This is a genomic window from Novosphingobium sp., from assembly GCF_049240505.1.
In the GTDB taxonomy this organism is placed as follows: domain Bacteria; phylum Pseudomonadota; class Alphaproteobacteria; order Sphingomonadales; family Sphingomonadaceae; genus Novosphingobium.
The window spans coordinates 19,935-40,446 of the sequence record NZ_JBMLSM010000234.1; the positions used below are offsets into that span (position 1 = coordinate 19,935).

Below are 20,512 nucleotides of genomic sequence, written 5' to 3' on the forward strand. Positions count from 1 at the left end.
TTAGGGATAAAGCAGGCTGCTGGTCCACCCACCTGCGCCATCGGCAACAAACCGGCGGCGTTCGTGCAGGCGATAGTCGCGGTCCTGCCAGAACTCGATTGCTGAAGGCCTCACGCGATAACCAGACCAATGCGCGGGCCGCGGCACGTTGCCATCGGGATATGCGGCCCGCAGCGCCGCAACGCGATCAAGATAGGCCTGTCGATCAGGCAGCGGGCGCGACTGGTCCGATGCAGCAGAGCCGAGCCGCGATTCGGGATGGCGGCTGGCGAAGTAGGCATCGGCTTCGGTCGCGCTGACCTCTGCAATCGCGCCTTCGATGCGAATCTGGCGGCGCAGCGACTTCCAGTGAAACAGCAGCGCAACATGGCCATTCGCCGCCAGTTCACCGCCCTTGCGGCTGTGGAAGTTGGTGTAGAACACGAAACCGTCCGGGCCGTGGCCCTTCAGCAGCACCATCCGCACCGAAGGCAGGCCATCTGGCGTGGCTGTCGCCAGCGCCATCGCGTTCGGGTCGTTCGGTTCGGCCAGTTTGGCTTCCGAAAACCAGGATTCGAAGATCGCAATCGGATCGGCGTGCGGAATGGCATCGGAATTCTGTTCAGGTTTCACGGGCTTTTCCTGAAAGGGTTTACGGGGTTTACACTGTCCTGAAAGAAACAGTCAGGAGCCTTTGGGGCATCGTACAATGTCCCTGCTTTGGCGAAGCCTCCGGCCTTGTGCACTGCGCCTCTCAATGACCGGGATCAATTGCATGGTCCCGGCCTACTCCCTCATCGCGAAGTAGGAAAGCCAGCCTTGCGGGCGGGCTTTGCGCGCCCTAGCTATGCGCACATGGCAGATCCGTATTCAATTCTGGGCGTTCCCCGCAGCGCGAGCGAGAAGGACATCAAGTCCGCCTATCGCAAGCTGGCCAAGGAACTGCACCCGGATACCAACAAGGATAACCCCAAGGCGGCCGAACGCTTCTCCGAAGTGACGCGCGCCTATGACCTGCTGTCCGACAAGGACAAGCGGGCCAAGTTCGACCGGGGCGAAATCGACGCCGATGGCAATCCCGCTGGCCCGTTTGGCGGTGGCTTTGGCGGTGGTGGCGGTTTTCGCGGTCAGCAAGGCGGATTCCGCCACGATGGCGGTTTCGAAGGCGGCTTCGGCGGCGGTGCCGAAGGCATCGACATCGGCGATATCTTCGAAGGCCTGTTCGGCGGACGTGGAGGAATGGGTGGGGGCGGCATGGGCGGCGGCGCACGCCGTGGCCCACCGCCCAAGGGCGCGAACGTCAGCTATCGCCTGCAAGTCTCGTTCATCGATGCAGCGACGCGCGCGAATCAGCGCATCACCTTGTCCGATGGCAAATCCGTCGACCTCAAGCTGCCTGCTGGCCTTGAAAACGGTCAGCAGATGCGCCTTGGCGGCAAGGGTGAACCTGGCCCCGGCGGCAGTGGCGATGCGATCGTGACCATCGAGATCGGCAGCCATCCGTTTTACGAGCGCGATGGCGACAACATCCGGCTCGATCTGCCGATCACCCTGTCCGAAGCGGTGGGCGGCGCGAAAGTGAAAGTGCCCACCGTGGATGGCGCGGTCATGCTCACGGTTGCGCCGGGAAGTTCCAGCGGGCGCACGCTGCGCCTCAAAGGCCGGGGCTTTTCCCGCAAGGACGGGACGCGGGGCGACCAGCTGGTCACACTCCAGATAGATATTCCTGCCGAAGACATGGATCTGAAAGCGCGTCTCGATGGTTGGGCCGACATGCGCAACCTTCGCGACAAACTTGGTGTCTGAGGACAGGAACAAGGCGTGAGCGAACCCGGCCAACCACCGCCGGGTGATGCTCCTTGCGAACAGCACGCGCTGCTCGACATGCCCAACCTTTCACCCGAAGCCCGTCGCGAAGAAGCGCTGCGCTGGCGCGAGGGGCTTGTCGAAGCGCGCGAACGGCTTGGTCCGGGGAGTCGCGCGTGGGAAGTGGTCAAGCGCGTATGGACCGGCGTGTTCAACGATGGTTCGATCCATGCAGGCAACCTTGCCTATATGATCGTGATCGCGCTGTTCCCTTTCTTCATCGCCAGTGCCGCACTGTTTTCCCTGATCGGAGAAGCCAGCCAGCGCGCCGCTGCCATCGATACGGTGCTGATCGCTCTCCCCCCGGTTGTTGCCGCCACCATCGAACCTGTGGCCCGCAGCGTGATCGAGGCGCGCAGCGGGTGGCTGCTGTGGATCGGCGGCTTGGTCGGCCTGTGGACCGTGGGCAGTCTGGTGGAAACCATTCGTGACATCCTGCGCCGGGCCTATGGCACGCATTGGGAACACGCTTTCTGGCGTTATCGCCTGATGTCCACGGGAATCATCATCGCATCGGTGGTGCTGATTCTGCTGGCAATCTTCGCGCAAGTGCTGATCGGCGCGGCGCAGGAAGTGATCGAGGCTTTCCTGCCGCAGTTCGGCGATCTCGTCTCCGGCCTCGCGCTGTCACGCTTCATTCCGGCCGCGGTGCTCTATGGCGCGCTATGGCTGCTGTTCATTTCGCTGACACCCGGCAGCTATCGCGGGCGCGATTATCCCAAGTGGCCGGGCGCGCTGTTCGTCACAGCATGGTGGATTGCCGTTACCACCGCGCTTCCGGGTGCATTGCGGACGTTTTTCTCCTATGATCTCACCTATGGCAGCCTTGCCGGAATCATGATCGCCCTTTTCTTTTTCTGGCTTGTCGGCTTAGGGATGGTTGTAGGAGCCGAACTCAACGCCGCACTTGCCGAAACACCGGAAGAGCGGGACATGCTGGGCCAGGTCGACAATCGCGTCCGCGCACTGCGACCGGGCGCCGGGAACGATACAAGAAGCGAGAACGAAAACGCATGACCGGACTTATGCAAGGCAAACGTGGCCTGATCATGGGCCTCGCCAATGACAAGTCGCTGGCCTGGGGCATTGCCAAGCAATTGCATGAACATGGCGCCGAACTCGCCTTCTCCTATCAGGGCGAAGCGCTGGAAAAGCGCGTGCGCCCATTGGCCGCCAGCCTTGGCAGCGATTTCCTGATCGAATGCGACGTGTCCGACATGGATGCGCTTGATCAGACGTTCGAGACTTTGAAGGCCCGCTGGCCGACGATCGATTTCATCGTCCACGCTATCGGCTATTCCGACAAGAACCAGCTGCGCGGCAAGTTCTACGACACAACGCTCGACAACTTCCTGATGACGATGAACATCTCGGCCTACAGCCTTGTCGCCGTAACCAAGCGCGCGATGGAGATGATGTCGGCAGGCGGATCGATCCTCACGCTCACCTATTACGGCGCGGAAAAGGTCGTGCCGCACTACAACGTGATGGGCGTGGCCAAGGCAGCGCTGGAAGCAAGCGTGAAATACCTCGCCAACGATTGCGGCCCTGCGGGCGTGCGCGTGAACGCGATTTCCGCTGGCCCGATCAAGACGCTGGCCGCCAGTGGCATCGGCGATTTCCGCTACATCCTGAAGTGGAACGAACTGAACAGCCCGTTGCGCCGGAACGTGACCATCGAAGACGTGGGCGGTGCAGGCCTCTATTTCCTGTCCGACCTGTCATCGGGCGTGACCGGCGAAACGCACCACGTGGATGCCGGATATCACACGGTCGGCATGAAGCAGGAAGACGCGCCGGATATCGCGCTGGGGTGATTTGGTGGCAGCGACTTCGCTGCCACCATCACAAGCTTCGTCATTCCCGCGCAGGCGGGAATCCAGCGAGCAACCGTCAGAACTGGATTCCCGCCTGCGCGGGAATGACGAAATTCTTGTAAAAGATCAGGGCTGCTGCGGTGCAGGCAACGGCTGATCGCCGCCAGTCGGCGCAGGAACGCCATCACGTTCGCGCTTGAGCCGGGCTTCATATTCCTTCTCGATCTGCTCGACACGTGCCTGTTCGGCGGCGGCATCGGCATCGATCGTGCTCAGCCGCTTTTCGCGCTCTTCCTCGATCAGCTTGCCGAACTGCACGTCGGGGCTGTTCTTCTTTTCGGCATAGGCGCGGTCGATCAGCTTGCCCAGGCAACCCGTTGCCCCGCCAGCCCCCACGGCAGAGCAGGAATTGGTGCCGAAGTTGCCCACCGTTTCATAGGCCTTCACCCGATCCGTCCATGAACGGTTGGCAGGCGCTTCAAGGTTTTCGCGGAACGGCCGGGGAATGCGGAAGCGCTCTTCCTCTTCCTTGCGTGCGCAGACGGTGATCGTGTTGCCATCGGATTTGGGGCAGGGATCATCGCCATAGACGATCAACTGGTTCACCCGCTCACCCGAAGGATCGACCAGCGGCTGATCAGCACCTTGCGCAAATGCGGGGACAGAAAGCGCGCTGGACAGCAGCAGGACGGCAGGAATCAGGCGCTTCATCGTGAAATCTCCGGTCGAGGCTTACCCTCGATATAGGGCGCGGGCGCTGTGAATGGTAGATGAAGAGCCGAAATGCGGAGGGATTTCCCTGCGCTGGATCAAATCCGCTTCGAAAGCGCAATCGCGGCCCGGCAGCCAAGGCGGATAGCAGTGAACAGCACCGGATAGGCAGGCGCCTGTTCTGCACCGGCAGCGAGCGCCGCATCCCGATGTTCGCGTTCGTCATCGCGAAATTCGCGGATCATTTCAGCGAGTTCAGGATCTTTGTTGCCCAATTGCTCAAGCTGTTCGGTATAATGCAGATCAATCTCGGTTTCGATCGCAGCCGTGCAGGCCATCGCCGCTTTCGGACCGATCAGCGCGGTTGCAGCGCCCAGCGCAAACCCTGCCACCGACCATACCGGCTGCAACGCCGTGGGGCGCACCCCACGCTTTGCGAGCAGTTCGTCGAAGCGCTTGCGGTGGTCGGCTTCCTGTTCGGCCATCGCCGCGATCTCTGCCGAATGGGGCGCGCGATTGCCCATGACGGCAAGCTGCCCGGCATAGATGCGCGTGGCACCATATTCTCCGGCCTGATCCACACGCAGCATTTCAGCGGTCTTGGCGGTCATCTCAGGCTCCCTTCCGGCCTTTTCCCAGAAGCGCGAACACCAGCACCGCGCCCGTAAGCGAAATCAGGAAGTTGAACCCGGCAAGGCTCACGCCGAAGAGGGACCAAGGGGCAACATCGCAGCGGATAACCGGCGCATTCATGATCGCATCCAGCGCATTGCCGCCGCTTTCCGCCACGGTGGCGCAGGCGGTCACGCCTTCCCACCAGCCATATTCCACGCCGGCATGAAATGCGCCGATCAGACCGGAAATGCTGGTAGCCGTGGCGGCAAGGATCACCGCCATGTCGCCCGCGCCTTTGCCTTTCATCGTGAAGGCCAGCAGCGCCAGCACGATGGCCGCGATGTGCGGATAGCGCTGCCACCAGCACATCTCGCAAGGGAAAAGCCCGAACACGTATTGCGATATCAGCGCGCCCGCCATCAGCGCGGCGGGCACGGCAAGAGCAAGCGAATAGGCGGCATTGCGGGCCTGAAGCGGTGTCATGCCGCCTGCCCTATTACCGCTTCGACTTTGCCGCAAGCGCCGTGCGCGGCGCGGTGCGGCCCAGCGTCTGCACCGCGTAATAGAGCTGGAAATCCTTGATGTTCTTGGCCTTCAGCTCTTCCGCCGTCATCTTGAAACGGGGATCGTCGATCTTGTCCTTTTCAAGATCCTTGTCCTCCATCTTGATCTCGTTGATCAGATGGCCGCGCAGATCGCTTTCACGATAGGACCGCGCCTGCCGCTTGCGCAGGTCGGGATCGGAAATCTGCGGCACGGCGATATCGGGATCGATGCCGCCTTCCTGCACCGAACGGCCCGATGGCGTGAAATAGCGCGCCGTCGTCAGCTTCACCGCCGTATCCTTGGTCAGCGGAATCAGCGTCTGCACGCTGCCCTTGCCGAAACTGCGCTGGCCCATCACCACGGCGCGATGCTGGTCCTGCAACGCACCAGCGACGATTTCGGACGCGGAGGCAGAACCTTCGTCGATCAGCACGATCATCGGCGTGCCCTTAGCGATATCGCCCTTGGTGTCGATTTCTGCCGGATAGACTTCGGTGTCGCGGGCATAGCGGCCTCGCTGCGAAACGATGTTGCCCCGTTCGAGGAACAGGTCCGACAGCGCAATCGCTTCGTCCAGCAATCCGCCGGGATTGCCGCGCAGGTCGAGCACCAGACCGGTGACCTTGCCCCCCGACTTTGCTTTCGCCTCGACCCAGGCCTTCTTGACCGAAGCGCCGACATCGGCGCTGAAACTGGAAACGGAAATCACCGCAACGCTGCCCTGAAGCTCCCACTCCACCGGCTTCAACTCGATGATCTGGCGCGTGATCGTCACGTCGAAAGGCTCGTCACGGCCGGGGCGGAATACGCTCAGCTTGATCTGCGTGCCCGGTACGCCCCGCATCTGGTCGACCGCTTCGTCCAGCGAGCCGCCATAGATCAGCTTGCCATCCAGATGCGTGATGTAGTCGCCCGCCTTGACGCCAGCCACATCGGCAGGGCTGCCCTTGGTCGGCGCGATGACCTTGACCGCGCCATCATCCAGCGTGACCGAGAGGCCAAGGCCGCCGTATGACCCTTCGGTCTGCGTGCGCAGATTCTCGAAATCGCGCGCGTCGAGATAGGCGCTGTGCGGATCGAGCGTAGCTAGCATCCCATCGATCGCGCCTTTCAGCAGCTTGTCGTCCTCTACCGGTTCGACATAGTTCGATTTGATGCGTTCATAGACCGCCAGCAGCTTGCCGAATTCCGGCCCGGTGCGCGAATCGACCGCAGCAAGGCCAGACGTGGCGGCGGGGATCAAAGCCACGGCAGAAACCAGCGCGGTGGCGCGAAGCAGATCGGCGAACTTCATTGCCCAGGGGGCCTTTCGCGAGGAAGCGTTCATTGGGGCGATTGTATAACCGCCGTCGAATTAACGCCAGATGAGGTTTTGCAGCAGGGTGAGACACCGTGATCGACGAACGGCGAACCCTGTTCGATCAACCACCCTGCTGCTCCAGCGGATTGACCGGCGCACCATCGCGCCGCAATTCGACGGTCAGCACCGGACGCCCCGGACCTGCCGTGCCAAGCGGCGATCCCTGCACAACCGATTCTCCAACCCGTGCCGCGATTCGGCCCAGATTGGTGACGAGCGTGGTCCACCCGCCATCGTGTTCAACGATAACGATCGTACCGTAACCGCGATACGGCCCGGCAAAGGCCACGCGGCCATCGGCGGGCGAAACCACTTGCGCCCCAGCCGCCGGAGCAAGCGTGATACCCGTGGTTGCGCCTGTGGGCGAACTTGCACCAAAACCTGAAACCAGCCGCCCGCTGACGGGCATGATCCACGGCAGCTTCGGCGCATTGGTGACAAGCATCGCGGGCGGCGCATCGACCACCTGCAGCACATCGCCGGGGCGGCTTGGCGGCAGGACCGGGCCGGGCAATGCCGCGAGCTGCTGCCGCAGCGAGCCGTCTTCCTCCAGTTGGTCGAGCAGCGATGACAGATCGCGCGTCTGCTCTGCCAGCGCCATCGCGCGATCAGCCTCGCGGCTCGCCACCCCTTGCGCCTCGCGTGAGGCAAGGCGCTGGCGGCTTTCGAGCGCGGCAAGTTCCGTGCGCCGGGTCAGCAGCGACTTTTCGCCGTCCTTCTGCGCGTTGGCGGCCAGTTGCGCCTCGGCCTGAAGTTTGCGGCTGCGCTCGATCTCGCCACGCAGGCCAGCCGTGCGGCGGCGCACTTCGGGCAGCATCGTTTCCATCACCGCGCGCAGATGCACCGTATCGCGCAGGGACTCGGCCCGCACCAGACTGAAGGCCAGCGGACGGCGCGCCATCATCTGCAAGGCAGCGGTCAGCCGCACGATCGGCTCCTGCCGCTGCGCCATGCGATTGCGCAACCGCTCGCGCTGGCGTTCGATCAGCGCGATCTTCGCTTGTGCGACGGCGATCTCCGCTTCGGATTGCTGGATGCGTGCGGCCACGGCGGCAATTTCCTGCGCCGTGCGATCCGCCTCCGCCGTTGCCTTGCGCGCGGTCTGTTCAAGCTGTTCGGCCCGCGCGCGTGACTGGGCCAGCGCCTGCCCCGCGCGGCGCAGAACTTCGCCCGCCTCCCCCGCATCGGCATAGGGGCTGGCCTGTTGCGCGGTCACTTGCCACCCGGCAACGCCCGCCAGAGCCAAGGTCAGGAAAATAAACGCAACACGTGACGTCATGCCGCCGCTTATCCCTCGCGATGATAGGGATGGCCAGCAAGAATGCTGGTGGCCCGCCAGAGCTGCTCAGCCAGCATTGCCCGCGCCATCATGTGCGGCCAGGTGGCCTTGCCGAAAGCGATCAGCAGATCGGCGGATTCGCGCAAGGGATCGTCGTGCCCGTCCGCCGCCCCAATCAGGAACCGCGCCTCACGCACGCCATCATCGCGCCAGCGGCCAAGGATTGCGGCAAATTCGCTTGAGGTAAGCTGCCTCCCCCGCTCATCCAGCGCCACGGTGCGGAACGGCGTCTGCGAAGGCGGCGGCACGGTTCCGCCCCGGTCGGGCAGCTCGGTAACCTTCCACCCCCACGAAATCCGCTTCGCATAACGATCCACCAACTCCGCCTCGGGCGAACGGCCGATCTTTCCGCGAGCGATAATGTGCAGGAGCATGGGCGGGGTCTAGCGGGGATTTGCGAGGAAATGAATCCCTCATGCGCGGCACCGGCCCGCTTCCCCGCCCGGCTACCTTACCGGGTAGGCTCTGGGTGGCCGGGCGGGGGAGCGGGCTGGTGCCGCAAGCCCTCGGCGGATGCCGAGGGCGTACCCAACAAACTAAGCCGCGCCGGCATCTCCGAACGCCCACATGCGTTCGAGGTTGTAGAACGTGCGCACTTCGGGGCGGAACAGGTGGATCACCACATCGCCCGCGTCCACCAGAACCCAGTCCGCCGCAGGCAGACCTTCGATCCGCACGTGGCCAAAGCCCGCGTGCTTGATCCGCTCGGACAGCTTCTGCGCCATCGTGGCGACCTGCCGGGTCGAACGGCCCGACGCGATCACCATGAAATCGGCGACGGAGCTTTTGCCTTCGAGCGGGATGGAAACCACCTCCTGCGCCTGATCGTCGTCAAGCGACTGCAGCACGAGATCGTGCAGCGCGGCGGGGGTGTAGGGGATCTTCTGGGCTGTGTCGGCCTTGGCCGACAGCGGTTGAACGCTGGTCATGTTGCGCGAAATGGCCTCCGTGGCTCAAGAGTCAAGCAATAACGGTTCTCACGAACAAGAGTTTCGCCTCCTCGCCCTGTGGCGAATGGGGCGAAAAGGCCTTGCACGGTCAGGATTTTCCTCTTCCGATCAGGCGATGCGTCACGGCATCGCGCAGGCCTGCCGTGCGAAAGGCATTGGCCCAATCAGGGTCGGCGGCGCGAATCGCGCTGGCCGAACGGCCATCAGGATCGAAGCGAAGAAAAGTCAGCGCCGGAGCGCTCCGCCTTGCGCCGGAAACAAACTGTCCGGGCCGCTGGCGCCAGCGGCGCAGCCAGGCATTGGCAGGGCTTGCCATTGCAACTGCATCATACCCCGGACGCGCGATCACTGCAATCGGCATAAGCCGCGCGATATCGCGCCAGGCCTTCCACTTGTGGAACTGCGCCAGATTGTCGGCCCCCATGATCCACACGAAGCGCCGCTTGGGATAACGCCGCAGGATTGCGCGCAACGTGTCAACGGTGAAGCGCGTGCCGAGGTCACGCTCTATCGCCGTGGCGCGGATCGGCGCGTTGCGGCTCATCGCACGGGCCGACGCCAGCCGGGCCTCCAGCGGCGCCATGCCTTTCGCAGGTTTCAGCACGTTCCCCGGCGAAACCAGCCACCAAACTTCGTCCAGCCCCAGCGCTTCCATCGCAAACAGCGTGACACGGCGATGCCCACCGTGCGCAGGATTGAAGCTTCCGCCGAAAAGGCCAGTCAAAGGACCAATCAGGGCCGCACCTGCCCGGCCCCGCGAACCAGCCACTTGTAGGTGGTCAGCCCTTCAAGCGCCACCGGCCCGCGCGCGTGCAGCCGCCCGGTGGCGATGCCGATTTCCGCGCCCAGCCCGAACTCGCCGCCATCGGCAAACTGGCTGGAAGCGTTGTGCATCACGATGGCGCTGTCCACTTCGGTCAGGAAGCGGTCGGCCACGGCCTGATCCTCGGTCACGATGGCGTCGGTATGGCCAGAGGCGTGGGCGGAAACATGCGCCAGCGCCTCGTCCAATCCGTCCACCACGGCGACAGACAGGATCGCATCGAGATATTCGGTGTCCCAATCGTTCGCCGCCACCGGCACGATGCGCGGATCGATGGCGCGGGCACGGGCATCGCCGCGCAGTTCGCAACCGGCATCGAGCAGCGGTTCCACCAACCCGTGCGGATCAGGATAAGTCGCGTCGATCAGCAAGGTTTCCATCGCCCCGCAAATCCCGGTGCGGCGCATCTTGGCATTGAGCACGATGGCCTGCGCCATCGCCGGCTCGGCAGCAGCGTGAACGAATGTGTGGTTGATCCCGTCAAGATGCGCCAGAACCGGCACGCGCGCATCGGTCTGCACCCGCGCGACAAGGCTTTTGCCCCCGCGCGGCACGATCATGTCGATCAGGCCCGCCGCCGCCAGCATGGAACCCACGGCAGCACGATCCTGCGTGGGCAGAAGCTGCACGGCATCGGCAGGCACGCCACCTTCGACCAGGCCCGATACCAGCGCCTTGTGAATCGCACGGTTGGAATGCACCGCTTCCGATCCGCCCCGCAAAATCGCCGCATTGCCCGACCGCACGCACAGCGCGGCGGCATCGGCGGTGACGTTCGGACGGCTTTCATAGATAATGCCGATCACGCCCACGGGAATGCGCACACGTTGCAGCACCATGCCGTTGGGCCGCTCGCTTTGCGAAATCACCTCGCCCACCGGATCGGCCAGCGAAGCCACCTGCTCCACCGCATCGGCCACCCCGGCCAGGCGTTCCGGCGTGAGCTTCAGGCGGTCCAGCAGCGCAGCCGTCAGCCCGTTGGCAGCGCCATTGGCCATGTCCTGCGCGTTTGCCGCCAGAATGTCCGCCTCTGTCGCGCGCAACGATGCTGCGGCAAGTTTCAGCGCGCGCTCTTTCGCTGGCGCATCCATGCGGGCCAGCGTGCGCTGCGCGACGCGCGCGGCACGGGCAAGGCCTTCGACCAGATCGGTTGCGGATTCGGCGGACGATACGGGCTGCGTAGACATGCCAGCGCCCTAGCATCGGGCATGGGCAATGTCATCCATCGCGGCGACTCGAAGCCGCGCGACGCAGCATAAGGTGCGCCCAATCACACCATTGCAAACGATTCATCGGGGGACTCACACGCTTCGGCGCGCTTGGCGGGAATCGGATTCGCCAGCCGGGAACCGGACGGTTAGTGCGCGCCGCGACGGGAACAATACAAGCTGTTAATCATTACCGGGGGTCGCCTGCCTGTGTCATCGACAAAGCCTGCCCGCTTGCGGATGAGAGACGCCGTGGCCACGGCGATCGTGCAAGTGCGTGCATGGTTTCCCGAACGCGAATTCTTCATGCGCTCGCACGGGCATGTCCGTTTCATTCGCGTATCGTCGCGCCTGCAGATGGGTGTTGCCGGCGGAATCGCTGCCGCCGTGCTCGTCTGGCTTGGCGCAATGGGCGTGACGCTTGTCTCGCAGTTCACCGCCGCGCGCGAACATGCCGCACTTCTTGAACGCGAAGCCGCTGTCGCCACTGCCGAAAGCCGCGTGGCCAAGTATCGCGGCGGGCTGGAAGGCGTGGCCGATGATCTGGCCCGGCGGCAGGACTTCATTGAAAAGGCCATCGAAGGCACGATTGGCGAACTGCCGAAAGACCTGCCGCAGGGCACGGTTTCAGACAGCAGCGCCGAAAGCGCCAAGACCGTGCAGAAAATCTCTGCCGTCCTGCCAGAAGCAAGGCGCCTGGCCGAAGTCGAAGCGCGCCAGCTTGCCTTTATCGAACGGCTCACCCGCTTTGCCGATGCACGCGCCACGCAGGCCGAAACTGCCATCCGCCGCGTCGGGTTGAACCCGGCCATGCTGCGCGCCTCGGCGCGCGAAGCTCAGGGTGGTCCGCTGATCCGCCTGTTTACCGGGGCTGACGAAAGCGTCGATCCGCGCTTTGCCCGGCTTGGTGCCAGCCTTGAACGCATGGCCGCGCTGGAAAAGGGTCTGCGCCGCATTCCCAGCACGCTGCCTGCCAGCCTCGAATATATCTCCAGCGGCTTCGGCTATCGCTCCGATCCGTTCACCGGCGGCGCGGCATTCCACGCAGGTCTGGACTTCCGTGGCCCCATCGGCGCACCGATCTATGCCGCGGCTGCGGGCACCGTCAGCTTCGTGGGCGTGAAGCAGGGCTATGGCAATGTCGTCGAAGTCAGCCACGGCAATGGTCTGATGACGCGCTACGCCCATATGTCGCGCACCGGCGCGAACGTTGGTCAGAAAATCGATGCCGGGGCCGTGATCGGCCAGATCGGCAACACGGGCCGCTCCACCGGTCCCCATCTCCATTTCGAAGTGCGGATCAATGACCGTCCGGTCAATCCGCGCCCGTTCCTTGAGGCAAACAGGCATGTTCAGGAAATCCGCGCCGGAAACGCGCAACACGATCAGCACGGGGAGTAATACGGGCATGGCTGCAACCTTTTCCGTTCTGGGTGCCGACGTTTCGGTAAAGGGCGATCTTTCCGCCACGGCCGACCTGCACATCGATGGCAATGTGGAAGGCGACATCACTTGCGCCGCCTTGGTGCAGGGCGAAAAAAGCACCGTGACCGGCGCGATCAAGGCACAGAGCGCACGCCTTTCGGGCACGGTCCACGGATCGATCGAAGCTGCCGAACTGGTCATCCTGAAGACGGCGCGCATCCACGGCGATGTCAGCTATGATGCGCTGACCATCGAACAGGGCGCGCAGGTGGACGGACGCTTCGCCCACCGCGTTCGTGCGGGCGAGGAACCGTCGCTGACGCTGGTGAGCTAATCTAACCAAACAAAAACTTGCCGATTCGCCTTTCCCGGCTTACATCGGCGAGGTTACAGGCCGCTCCGCGAGGGGCGGCCCTTATTGTATCCGCTTTTCGGGTTGCATCCGCCACTGGCCGGATCGCCCCTTCGGGAGATTGTCCGTGAGCAACCAGCCCACGTATCCGCTGATGCCGCACGCAACCGCGTCGTGGCTTGTTGACAACACCGCGCTGACGTTCGAGCAGATCGCCGAATTCTGCGGTCTGCACATTCTTGAAGTGCAGGCGATGGCCGATGATCTGGCGGGCCAGAAGTACACCGGGCGCGATCCGATCCATTCTGGCGAGTTGAACCAGGCCGAAATCGACAAGGGTCAGGCGAACTCGGAATACAAGCTCAAGATGCAGCGCGCGCCGATCTCGGTCAGCCGCACCAAAGGACCGCGCTATACGCCGGTGTCCAAGCGTCAGGACAAGCCCGATGGCATCGCATGGATCCTGCGCAACCACCCCGAAGTGTCGGATGCGCAGATCGGCAAGCTGATTGGCACCACCCGAACCACCATCGCCGCGATCCGCGATCGCAGCCACTGGAACATCGGCAACATCAACCCGAAAGACCCGGTGACTCTGGGCCTGTGTTCGCAGCGCGAACTCGATTCGCTGGTCGCAAAGGCCGCGAAAAAGGCCGGTATCGAAGATGATGGCATGGCCGACCAGCGCCTTGGTTCGGATCGTGACGCCCTGATCGAAGAACTGCGCGCCGAACGTCAGGCGACGGCAAAGGCCGCATCGGAAGCCGCGCAGGAAGCCGAAGCCGCCGCATGGCTGGCCGCCCGCCGTGCCGAAGGTATCTCGGACAGCTGATCTTCGGCGTAATGCTGAAAACGAAAAAGGCCGCCCTTGCAAAAGGTGCGGCCTTTTTGCTGCCAAATCAGCCGCCTGCCTCTACCAGTATCAGTACGGCGAACAGGCTGAGCGCGGTAAAGGCGAACATGCTGAGAAACCACGTCCGCCACCATGCGCCGAACCACGAAAGGTTATAGGCCCCGCGCAACTGCACCAGCATGTGCAGCGGCGGCACCAGCGCCAGCAGGCCGAGCGAGGGCGTGCCGATCCGCACCAGCAGCATCGTGACCACCGCCAGCAGTGTCATGAAGCAGAGCGAATAGGTGACGAACACGGTGTGGTCATATAGCCCGAATCGGCGGCTGAACGGGAACAGCAGCCACAGGAACGGCACCGAAATCGGGATCAGCGCCCAGCTCAATTTATAACTGTAGGTCTGGACCTTGTAGAGCGCGAGACTGGGATTGTCGCGCCAGACCTTGACCGCCTGATAGATCAGCGGCGATGATTTCAGGCCTTCGATATCGGTATTGTCGTTGCCGAAATTGAAGTTCAGATCATTGGCCTTGAGCTTTTCCAGCCCTTCGATGCTGGCCTTGGCATCAACGATATCGCCATCGATTTCAGCCGTTTGCGCGGGATCGGTCACTGTCACCCGTTTCGCTTCAAGCGCTTTCAGCTCGTCGCGCTGCTGCTGCGCCATTGCGTCCATCGCGGTGGCGCTCGACGGCATCAGGCTGCTGCCCAGCGAATTGATCGTGGTGAACATCAGGAACACGCAGAACAGGAACAGCGCAATGGGCGAGACATAGCCGGCCCGCCGCCCGTCGATATATTCGCGCGTCAGCGTGCCGGGCTTTGCGATCAGCAGTGGCAGCGTGCGCCAGATCTTGCCTTCGAAATGGAACACGCCGTGCAGCAGATCGTGGAAGAAGGCGCCCAGCGTGCGGTGGACATGCGCGGCCTGCCCGCAGGCGTGGCAGTGGCTGCCGATCAGCGCGGTGCCGCAATTGAGGCAGGCGCTTTCATGCGTGTGGCCCGGCACGATGTGATCGCCTGCCGCAGGTTCCACCACGCGCGCCGTCGCCAGCGCTTCGGCCATGCCGCCAAATGTTTCGGTTCCGCTCAAACCCGTTCCCCCATTTTAGCGGCACCATAACCGCGCATCGGCACGCCTGCCACACCCTTGAGACAGCGCGATTTCACGGAAGATTAACCTTGTCCGTGCAGTCCGGTGGCGAAGAGGCTATGGGGCGGACGTGTTTACACCGCGTGATCAGATGCTGGCATTTGCCGGAGCGGGAGGAGGTAGCGGTTTCGGCCTGCGCACCACGCCCCCGATTGCGCCTGAAACTGCACACGAATCAAGCGCAGTTCTGAACAGCACCAAGATGCACCTAGGCGCACTTAGACGCACTTTGGTGACACCAATCGAGCGCTGGTGCGCCGCAAAAGACCTTGCACCCGACCTTGCCGAAGACATCGGCAGCGCTCGCTGGTTTCGCGGCTTCGGCACGATGCTTGGCCTGGGTGCTGCCGCCGTTCTGATGTGGCCAAACTTCGCCCCGCTGCAGGCCGCACCGCTCACCGCAATGGACGAATCCGCCGTCGATGAATTCCGCGTGCAGGGAATCCGTCCCTTGAGCCTTGGCGCCGACAACGGGCGGCAGATGACCGCGACCGCCGCCGTCATCCCGCTTGCCGCCGCGCCGGAAAGGCCGAGCATCGATCTGACCGCGACGCTGGGCGCGGGCGATACCTTTCCGCGCATGTTGCAGCGCGCAGGGCTTGCCAGCAGCGATATCGTGCAAGTGCTTGATATGGTGGGCGGACAGATCAAGCCCGGCACGATCCCGCCCGGCACCCGCTTTGCCATCCGCCTTGGCGCGCGCACCAGCCCTGCACAGCCGCGCCCGCTGGAGCAATTGTCGTTCCGCCCGCGCTTCGATCTGGCGCTGGATATCAAGCGCAGCGGTGGCGGGCTGGCGCTGGCGACCAACGCCATTGCGGTAGACACCGCCCCGATGCGCATTCGTGGAATCGTCGGCGGCAGCCTTTACCGTTCCGCCCGCGCGGCGGGCGCGCCGCCTTCTGCCGTGCAGGACTATCTGCGCACGATCGACGAACACATGGCCTTCGAGGAAATCGCGCCGGGCGACGAGTTCGACCTCGTATTCGCTAATCGCCGCGCCGCCAGTGGTGAACAGCAGGCGGGCGACCTGATTTATGCTGGCGTGGTCCGCGCGAACAAGCCGGTGTTGCAATTGCTGCGCTGGGGCAAGGACGGGGAATTCTATTCGCCGCAGGGCATGGCCGAAGGTTCGCAGGAAACCACCGGGTTCCTCGGATCGCCGGTCAATGGACGGATCACATCCCATTTTGGCGCGCGCCGCCATCCCATCCTGGGCTATGTGCGGATGCACGCAGGCGTGGACTTTGGCGCAAGCTGGGGCGCGCCGATCTACGCCGCCACCGATGGCCGGGTGAGCATTGCCGGATGGCACGGCGGACACGGCAATTACGTGCGGCTCGATCATGGCGGCGGCATCGGTACGGGCTATGGCCACATGAGCCGCATCGCCGTTTCTGCCGGGATGAGCGTGCGGCGCGGGCAGGTTATCGGCTATGTCGGATCGACCGGCCTTTCGACCGGACCGCACCTTCATTACGAGATGTATCGCAATGGGCAGACGGTAAACCCGCTGTCGATGACATCGATCACCCAGCGCGCCACGGTTGATCCCGCGCAGCTTGCGGCCTTCAAGGCGAAGCTGGCGCAAGTTACCGCGATCAAGGCCAATACCTTACGGTGATTGCGACAAGTGGGCCAGTTCGCTAGGCCTGCCGCCCATGACCAGCTATCCCATGACTCGCCTGCGCCGCACCCGTTCCACTGCATGGAGCCGCGCCATGCACCGCGAAGTGCGCGTCACCCCTGCCGACCTCATCTGGCCGCTGTTCGTGACCGAGGGTGAAGGCGTGGAAGACCCGATCCTTTCGCTGCCGGGCGTATCACGGTGGTCGGTTGACGGCATCGTGGCACGGGCGAAGGAAGCCGTTGCACTAGGCATCCCCTGCCTTGCGCTGTTTCCCAATACCCAACCCGAACGCCGCAGCGAAGATGGCAAGGAAGCGCTGAATCCCGACAATCTGATGTGCCGCGCCATCCGCGCGATCAAGGACGCTTGCGGTGACGATATCGGCGTGCTGACCGATGTGGCGCTCGATCCCTATACCAGCCACGGGCAGGACGGACTGATCGACGGCGAAGGCTATGTGTTGAACGACGCGACGGTGGAAGTGCTGGTGGGCCAGAGCCTGAATCAGGCCGCTGCCGGGGCCGATATCATCGCCCCGTCCGACATGATGGACGGCCGCGTCGGCGCGATCCGCGAAGCGCTGGAAGATGGCTGCCACGTCAATGTGCAGATCATGTCCTATGCCGCGAAATATGCCTCGGCGTTCTATGGCCCGTTCCGCGATGCCGTGGGTTCGCGCGGGCTGCTGAAGGGCAACAAGAAGACCTACCAGATGGACCCCGGCAATGCCGAGGAAGCGCTGCGCGAGGTGGAAATGGATCTGGCCGAGGGTGCAGACAGCGTCATGGTAAAGCCGGGCCTGCCCTATCTGGATATCGCAGTGCGCGTGAAGGAAGCCTTCGGCGTGCCGGTCTTCGCCTATCAGGTGAGCGGCGAGTACGCGATGATCGAGGCGGCGGTGGCCGCAGGCGCGGCGGACCGTGATGCGATGGTGCTGGAAACGCTGCTGGCGTTCAAGCGTGCGGGCTGTTCGGGCGTGTTGACCTATCACGCGGCCCACGCCGCGCGGCTGATGGGGGCCTGATCGGGCGTTGAGCTTCCTTCTGGAAACACCGCGTCTTGTCTTGCGGGAATGGCAGGACGCTGATGCCGCGCCATTTCATGCGATGTGCAACGATCCACGCGTGATGGAATTTCTCGGCGCTCCCATGACGCGCGAGGATATTGGCGCAGCAATCGCTCGACAGCGCGAATATCAGCGAAATCAGGGCTATTGCTTCTGGGCGCTGGAGCGGCGCGAGGACTCGGCATTCATCGGTTTTTGTGGGATCAAGCCGGGGCCTGATGAAACCCCGCTTCAGGGCTATGCCGAGATCGGCTGGCGGCTGGCCCATCACGCATGGGACAGGGTTATGCAACGGAGGCGGCTGCGGCTTGCCTCGACTGGGGCTTTGGTGAGTTCCGCCTGCCGGAAATTCGCGCAATGACGGTGCCCGGCAACATGCGTTCGTGGGGCCTGATGAAGAAGTTGGGCATGGAAAGAATGCCAGAGCTGGATTTCGATCATCCCGCGCTCGCCCAAGACGATCCCTTGCGCCCACACATCGTCTATCGCAAGCTGGCGCGATCATGATCCAAGGACAGAGGATGACACACTACCCCGACGTTTCCATCATCACGCTGAACGGCAAGACGCCGCGCATTCACGAATCTGCGTTCATTGCGCCGGGATGCCGGATCATCGGTGATGTGGAGATCGGGCCGGATGTGTCCATCTGGTATAACTGCGTGCTGCGCGGCGACGTGAACCACATTCGCATCGGTGCGCGCAGCAACGTGCAGGATGGCACAGTGATCCATGTCGACAGCCCTGCGCCGGGCAAGCCCGAAGGTTTTCCCACCATCATTGGCGAGGATGTGCTGATCGGCCATCTGGCGATGGTTCATGGGTGCGTGGTCGAAGATCGCGGTTTCATTGGGCTGGGCGCCATCGTGATGAGCGGCGCGCATATCGAAAGCGATGGAATGCTCGCCGCAGGTGCCATGCTGACCGGGGGGAAGCGCATCGGCGCACGGCAGCTTTGGGGCGGACGCCCGGCGGCCTACATGCGCGACCTGACCGACGCTGCGCTGGTCGATATGCAGCGCGGTGTGCAGCACTATGTGCAGAACGGCTACGCGCACAAGGCAGCTGTTCTTGGCACGCCCGAAAGCTGAACTTCCCGCCGCCGACGATCTGCGCGCGCTGGCCGATGACAAAGGCCGACTGGCGGTGCGCGTAACGCCGGGCGCGCGCAGCGAAGGCGTGGAAATCGTTGACGGGCGGGTTCTGGTGAAAGTGCGCACCAAGCCGGAGGACGGCAAAGCCACCGCTGCCGTGATCGCGCTGCTGGCGCAAGCGCTGGGCACTGCGCCATCGAACGTGGAAATGTTGCGCGGCGCAACTTCACGCGAAAAGCTGCTGCGCATACCAATGGGCTGACCAGCTATCCTTTTGCGCGATTGCTGCAATTGCTGTTCAGCCTAGGTTCTTCGGCAAATCAAGGGAGCGGCAGATATGAGCAGGCAACTGGCCGGGAAGACCGCCCTCGTCACCGGCGGATCACGCGGGATCGGACGCGCGGTGGCGCTGCGGCTTGCACGCGATGGCGCGCGGGTGGCGGTCAACTATCGCAGTGACGCCGATGCTGCGCGACAGGTTGTGGCGGATATCGAGGGGCTGGGCGGCAGTGCCTTCGTGCTTCAGGCCGATGTGGGCCGGATCGACCAGATTGAGGCAATGTTCGCCGCGTTCGACGCGCAGGCGGATGGGCTGGACATTCTGGTCAACAACGCGGGCATCGGCACGATGGCTTCGCTGGCTGAAACAGACGAAGACTGTTTCGATCGGCAAATGGCGGTCAACGCCAAGGGGCCATTCTTCGTTACCCGCGCCGCCCTGACGCGATTGCGCGATGGGGGGCGGATCATCAATCTTTCATCGATGGTGGCGCAGGCGGCCTATCCGTCGTGCCTTGCCTATGCGATGAGCAAGGCGGCGATCAACCATTTCAGCCTGTCCCTGGCCGCCGAACTCGGCCCGCGCGGCATCACGGTCAATGCCGTGGCACCGGGCGCGACGATCACCGATTTTGCGCCCGATCTGTTCAACGATCCCGCGACGGTCGAACATCTGGCAGGCATGGCGGCCCTGCGCCGTGTGGGCCAACCCGATGATGTGGCGCGGGTGATTGCGATGCTGGCAGGTCCGGATGCAGGATGGGTGACCGGGCAGGTGATCGAAGCTTCGGGCGGGATGCACCTATAACGCGGGATCGGGCGGCAGGCGCAGCGCAACGCCGACCATCAGAACCGCCCAGCCCGATGCGATCCACAGGCAGCCCATCGGCATCCGGTCTTGCACGAATGCCCCCAGCACGGCTCCGCACAGCAAGCCGCCCCACAATGCGGCCCATGCGGTCCACCCGCTGTTTGACTGGCCAGCCAGCGCATTGGCAAGGCCCTGCCCCAGCTTGACCAGAGCGCCGGTCATATAGGTAAGCCCCACGCTGACCTCCCCCCCGCGCTGGAACGTGTTGTTGAGCGCACCCATCGCCATGACCATACCGCCGAGCATCAAAGCCGGAAGCGCAAACAGGCGGCCTGCGGCAGCGCACAGCAGCAGCAGCGCCACGAACGCCAGCACCACCGGCTTGCGCAAATTGCCCGCCCACCGCGCCAGCAACGCGCCGCCGGTCACGCCACCCAGAAACCCTGCGATCAATATGGCGGGCATGGCGGCGCTGGCAGGATCGGTGCCGAGCGAAACGCCGAGCCGCGTGGAATTGCCCGACATGAACGAGACGAAATAGCCGTCCGCCGACAGGAACCCGACCGCATCGATGAAACCGGCCATTGCGGCAAGCGCGATGGCGAAGCGGCGGCGCGGGCGATCATACTGGATCATCG

At 63.6% G+C, this 20,512-nt stretch carries 24 protein-coding genes and 1 pseudogene; 13 read left to right on the top strand and 12 right to left on the bottom strand.

The window, feature by feature from the left end:
- Entirely contained in the window at positions 1-612 is a 612-nt protein-coding gene (gene pdxH / locus ACOVQ0_RS19445) for a pyridoxamine 5'-phosphate oxidase (RefSeq protein WP_421888476.1), read from the bottom strand.
- A 222-nt stretch (positions 613-834) separates the two neighbouring features.
- Here pdxH and ACOVQ0_RS19450 point away from each other — a divergent pair, with 222 nt between their 5' ends.
- The 3 genes from ACOVQ0_RS19450 to fabI all read left to right on the top strand — a co-directional run bounded on the left by ACOVQ0_RS19450 (position 835) and on the right by fabI (position 3,662).
- Complete coding sequence (locus tag ACOVQ0_RS19450) at positions 835-1,785, top strand: DnaJ C-terminal domain-containing protein (RefSeq protein ID WP_421888477.1); 951 nt, start codon at positions 835-837, stop codon at positions 1,783-1,785.
- 78 nt (positions 1,786-1,863) lie between these two features.
- A complete protein-coding gene (locus tag ACOVQ0_RS19455) occupies positions 1,864-2,862 on the top strand; it encodes a YihY/virulence factor BrkB family protein (protein WP_421888599.1) in 999 nt (332 codons plus the stop codon).
- Positions 2,859-3,662, top strand: a complete 804-nt coding sequence (gene fabI, locus ACOVQ0_RS19460; RefSeq protein WP_421888479.1) for an enoyl-ACP reductase FabI — start codon at positions 2,859-2,861, stop codon at positions 3,660-3,662. Before ACOVQ0_RS19455 ends, fabI begins: the two co-directional genes overlap by 4 nt.
- Positions 3,663-3,788: 126 nt before the next feature.
- On the opposite strand, the gene ACOVQ0_RS19465 is transcribed toward fabI, so the two are convergent.
- The 9 genes from ACOVQ0_RS19465 to ACOVQ0_RS19505 form a co-directional block, all read right to left on the bottom strand.
- Entirely contained in the window at positions 3,789-4,373 is a 585-nt protein-coding gene (locus tag ACOVQ0_RS19465; protein WP_421888481.1) for a hypothetical protein, read from the bottom strand.
- Between the two features lie 98 nt (positions 4,374-4,471).
- Positions 4,472-4,984, bottom strand: coding sequence for a demethoxyubiquinone hydroxylase family protein (locus tag ACOVQ0_RS19470; RefSeq protein WP_421888483.1), 513 nt, complete (start codon positions 4,982-4,984; stop codon positions 4,472-4,474).
- 1 nt (position 4,985) lies between these two features.
- The gene (locus ACOVQ0_RS19475; protein ID WP_421888484.1) at positions 4,986-5,471 is read right to left on the bottom strand and encodes a disulfide bond formation protein B; all 486 of its coding nucleotides are present in this window, start codon (positions 5,469-5,471) and stop codon (positions 4,986-4,988) included.
- A 13-nt stretch (positions 5,472-5,484) separates the two neighbouring features.
- Complete coding sequence (locus ACOVQ0_RS19480; protein WP_421888485.1) at positions 5,485-6,828, bottom strand: S41 family peptidase; 1,344 nt, start codon at positions 6,826-6,828, stop codon at positions 5,485-5,487.
- A gap of 127 nt (positions 6,829-6,955) precedes the next feature.
- On the bottom strand, positions 6,956-8,173 hold the full coding sequence (locus ACOVQ0_RS19485) for a murein hydrolase activator EnvC family protein (protein ID WP_421888487.1): 1,218 nt from the start codon (positions 8,171-8,173) through the stop codon (positions 6,956-6,958).
- 8 nt (positions 8,174-8,181) lie between these two features.
- On the bottom strand, positions 8,182-8,607 hold the full coding sequence (locus ACOVQ0_RS19490) for a 23S rRNA (pseudouridine(1915)-N(3))-methyltransferase RlmH (RefSeq protein ID WP_421888489.1): 426 nt from the start codon (positions 8,605-8,607) through the stop codon (positions 8,182-8,184).
- Positions 8,608-8,769: 162 nt separating this feature from the next.
- Entirely contained in the window at positions 8,770-9,162 is a 393-nt protein-coding gene (gene rsfS, locus ACOVQ0_RS19495; protein WP_421888491.1) for a ribosome silencing factor, read from the bottom strand.
- Between the two features lie 109 nt (positions 9,163-9,271).
- The gene (locus ACOVQ0_RS19500; RefSeq protein WP_421888493.1) at positions 9,272-9,952 is read right to left on the bottom strand and encodes a nicotinate-nucleotide adenylyltransferase; all 681 of its coding nucleotides are present in this window, start codon (positions 9,950-9,952) and stop codon (positions 9,272-9,274) included.
- Complete coding sequence (locus tag ACOVQ0_RS19505; protein WP_421888495.1) at positions 9,916-11,193, bottom strand: glutamate-5-semialdehyde dehydrogenase; 1,278 nt, start codon at positions 11,191-11,193, stop codon at positions 9,916-9,918. The genes ACOVQ0_RS19500 and ACOVQ0_RS19505 overlap by 37 nt, the downstream gene beginning before the upstream one ends.
- Positions 11,194-11,454: 261 nt before the next feature.
- On the opposite strand from ACOVQ0_RS19505, the gene ACOVQ0_RS19510 reads away from it, so the two are divergent.
- The 3 genes from ACOVQ0_RS19510 (at position 11,455) to ACOVQ0_RS19520 (ending at position 13,823) form a co-directional block, all read left to right on the top strand.
- Positions 11,455-12,615 (top strand): peptidoglycan DD-metalloendopeptidase family protein, encoded by a 1,161-nt coding sequence (locus ACOVQ0_RS19510; protein ID WP_421888496.1) that lies wholly within the window; start codon positions 11,455-11,457, stop codon positions 12,613-12,615.
- A 7-nt stretch (positions 12,616-12,622) separates the two neighbouring features.
- The gene (locus ACOVQ0_RS19515; protein WP_421888498.1) at positions 12,623-12,973 is read left to right on the top strand and encodes a bactofilin family protein; all 351 of its coding nucleotides are present in this window, start codon (positions 12,623-12,625) and stop codon (positions 12,971-12,973) included.
- A gap of 145 nt (positions 12,974-13,118) precedes the next feature.
- Entirely contained in the window at positions 13,119-13,823 is a 705-nt protein-coding gene (locus tag ACOVQ0_RS19520; RefSeq protein WP_421888500.1) for a DUF1013 domain-containing protein, read from the top strand.
- A 67-nt stretch (positions 13,824-13,890) separates the two neighbouring features.
- Here the strand turns inward: ACOVQ0_RS19520 and ACOVQ0_RS19525 are convergent, their stop codons facing one another.
- Complete coding sequence (locus tag ACOVQ0_RS19525; RefSeq protein ID WP_421888502.1) at positions 13,891-14,934, bottom strand: DUF3667 domain-containing protein; 1,044 nt, start codon at positions 14,932-14,934, stop codon at positions 13,891-13,893.
- Between the two features lie 130 nt (positions 14,935-15,064).
- Between ACOVQ0_RS19525 and ACOVQ0_RS19530 the strand changes: the two genes are divergently transcribed.
- The 7 genes and pseudogenes from ACOVQ0_RS19530 to ACOVQ0_RS19560 all read left to right on the top strand — a co-directional run bounded on the left by ACOVQ0_RS19530 (position 15,065) and on the right by ACOVQ0_RS19560 (position 19,871).
- The gene (locus ACOVQ0_RS19530; RefSeq protein WP_421888504.1) at positions 15,065-16,618 is read left to right on the top strand and encodes a peptidoglycan DD-metalloendopeptidase family protein; all 1,554 of its coding nucleotides are present in this window, start codon (positions 15,065-15,067) and stop codon (positions 16,616-16,618) included.
- A gap of 37 nt (positions 16,619-16,655) precedes the next feature.
- The gene (gene hemB / locus ACOVQ0_RS19535; RefSeq protein ID WP_421888506.1) at positions 16,656-17,648 is read left to right on the top strand and encodes a porphobilinogen synthase; all 993 of its coding nucleotides are present in this window, start codon (positions 16,656-16,658) and stop codon (positions 17,646-17,648) included.
- A gap of 82 nt (positions 17,649-17,730) precedes the next feature.
- Positions 17,731-18,044, top strand: a pseudogene (locus ACOVQ0_RS19540) (GNAT family N-acetyltransferase); the annotation flags it as partial.
- A gap of 3 nt (positions 18,045-18,047) precedes the next feature.
- On the top strand, positions 18,048-18,197 hold the full coding sequence (locus ACOVQ0_RS19545) for a hypothetical protein (RefSeq protein WP_421888603.1): 150 nt from the start codon (positions 18,048-18,050) through the stop codon (positions 18,195-18,197).
- A 14-nt stretch (positions 18,198-18,211) separates the two neighbouring features.
- Positions 18,212-18,781: a gamma carbonic anhydrase family protein gene (locus ACOVQ0_RS19550; protein ID WP_421888508.1), complete on the top strand. Its 570-nt coding sequence runs from the start codon at positions 18,212-18,214 to the stop codon at positions 18,779-18,781.
- Entirely contained in the window at positions 18,762-19,046 is a 285-nt protein-coding gene (locus ACOVQ0_RS19555) for a DUF167 domain-containing protein (RefSeq protein WP_421888510.1), read from the top strand. Before ACOVQ0_RS19550 ends, ACOVQ0_RS19555 begins: the two co-directional genes overlap by 20 nt.
- A 75-nt stretch (positions 19,047-19,121) precedes the next feature.
- Entirely contained in the window at positions 19,122-19,871 is a 750-nt protein-coding gene (locus ACOVQ0_RS19560) for an SDR family oxidoreductase (RefSeq protein WP_421888511.1), read from the top strand.
- Here ACOVQ0_RS19560 and ACOVQ0_RS19565 read toward each other — a convergent pair.
- Positions 19,866-20,510 carry a YoaK family protein gene (locus ACOVQ0_RS19565; RefSeq protein WP_421888513.1) on the bottom strand — a complete coding sequence of 215 codons (645 nt, stop codon included), beginning with the start codon at positions 20,508-20,510 and terminating at the stop codon, positions 19,866-19,868. The two genes, ACOVQ0_RS19560 and ACOVQ0_RS19565, sit on opposite strands and share 6 nt — an antisense overlap.
- Positions 20,511-20,512: the final 2 nt, after the last annotated feature.

Bases quoted from the DNA above. Each gene is read 5' to 3' on its own strand.
- ACOVQ0_RS19475 (WP_421888484.1), bottom strand. From the start codon at position 5,471: ATGACACCGCTTCAGGCCCGCAATGCCGCCTATTCGCTTGCTCTTGCC.
- rsfS (WP_421888491.1), bottom strand. From the start codon at position 9,162: ATGACCAGCGTTCAACCGCTGTCGGCCAAGGCCGACACAGCCCAGAAG.
- ACOVQ0_RS19490 (WP_421888489.1), bottom strand. From the start codon at position 8,607: ATGCTCCTGCACATTATCGCTCGCGGAAAGATCGGCCGTTCGCCCGAG.
- ACOVQ0_RS19455 (WP_421888599.1), top strand. From the start codon at position 1,864: ATGCCCAACCTTTCACCCGAAGCCCGTCGCGAAGAAGCGCTGCGCTGG.
- ACOVQ0_RS19515 (WP_421888498.1), top strand. From the start codon at position 12,623: ATGGCTGCAACCTTTTCCGTTCTGGGTGCCGACGTTTCGGTAAAGGGC.
- ACOVQ0_RS19465 (WP_421888481.1), bottom strand. From the start codon at position 4,373: ATGAAGCGCCTGATTCCTGCCGTCCTGCTGCTGTCCAGCGCGCTTTCT.
- fabI (WP_421888479.1), top strand. From the start codon at position 2,859: ATGACCGGACTTATGCAAGGCAAACGTGGCCTGATCATGGGCCTCGCC.
- ACOVQ0_RS19510 (WP_421888496.1), top strand. From the start codon at position 11,455: ATGAGAGACGCCGTGGCCACGGCGATCGTGCAAGTGCGTGCATGGTTT.
- ACOVQ0_RS19550 (WP_421888508.1), top strand. From the start codon at position 18,212: ATGACACACTACCCCGACGTTTCCATCATCACGCTGAACGGCAAGACG.
- ACOVQ0_RS19560 (WP_421888511.1), top strand. From the start codon at position 19,122: ATGAGCAGGCAACTGGCCGGGAAGACCGCCCTCGTCACCGGCGGATCA.
- ACOVQ0_RS19480 (WP_421888485.1), bottom strand. From the start codon at position 6,828: ATGAAGTTCGCCGATCTGCTTCGCGCCACCGCGCTGGTTTCTGCCGTG.
- ACOVQ0_RS19505 (WP_421888495.1), bottom strand. From the start codon at position 11,193: ATGTCTACGCAGCCCGTATCGTCCGCCGAATCCGCAACCGATCTGGTC.
- hemB (WP_421888506.1), top strand. From the start codon at position 16,656: ATGACCAGCTATCCCATGACTCGCCTGCGCCGCACCCGTTCCACTGCA.
- ACOVQ0_RS19470 (WP_421888483.1), bottom strand. From the start codon at position 4,984: ATGACCGCCAAGACCGCTGAAATGCTGCGTGTGGATCAGGCCGGAGAA.
- ACOVQ0_RS19450 (WP_421888477.1), top strand. From the start codon at position 835: ATGGCAGATCCGTATTCAATTCTGGGCGTTCCCCGCAGCGCGAGCGAG.
- ACOVQ0_RS19565 (WP_421888513.1), bottom strand. From the start codon at position 20,510: ATGATCCAGTATGATCGCCCGCGCCGCCGCTTCGCCATCGCGCTTGCC.
- ACOVQ0_RS19545 (WP_421888603.1), top strand. From the start codon at position 18,048: ATGACGGTGCCCGGCAACATGCGTTCGTGGGGCCTGATGAAGAAGTTG.
- ACOVQ0_RS19485 (WP_421888487.1), bottom strand. From the start codon at position 8,173: ATGACGTCACGTGTTGCGTTTATTTTCCTGACCTTGGCTCTGGCGGGC.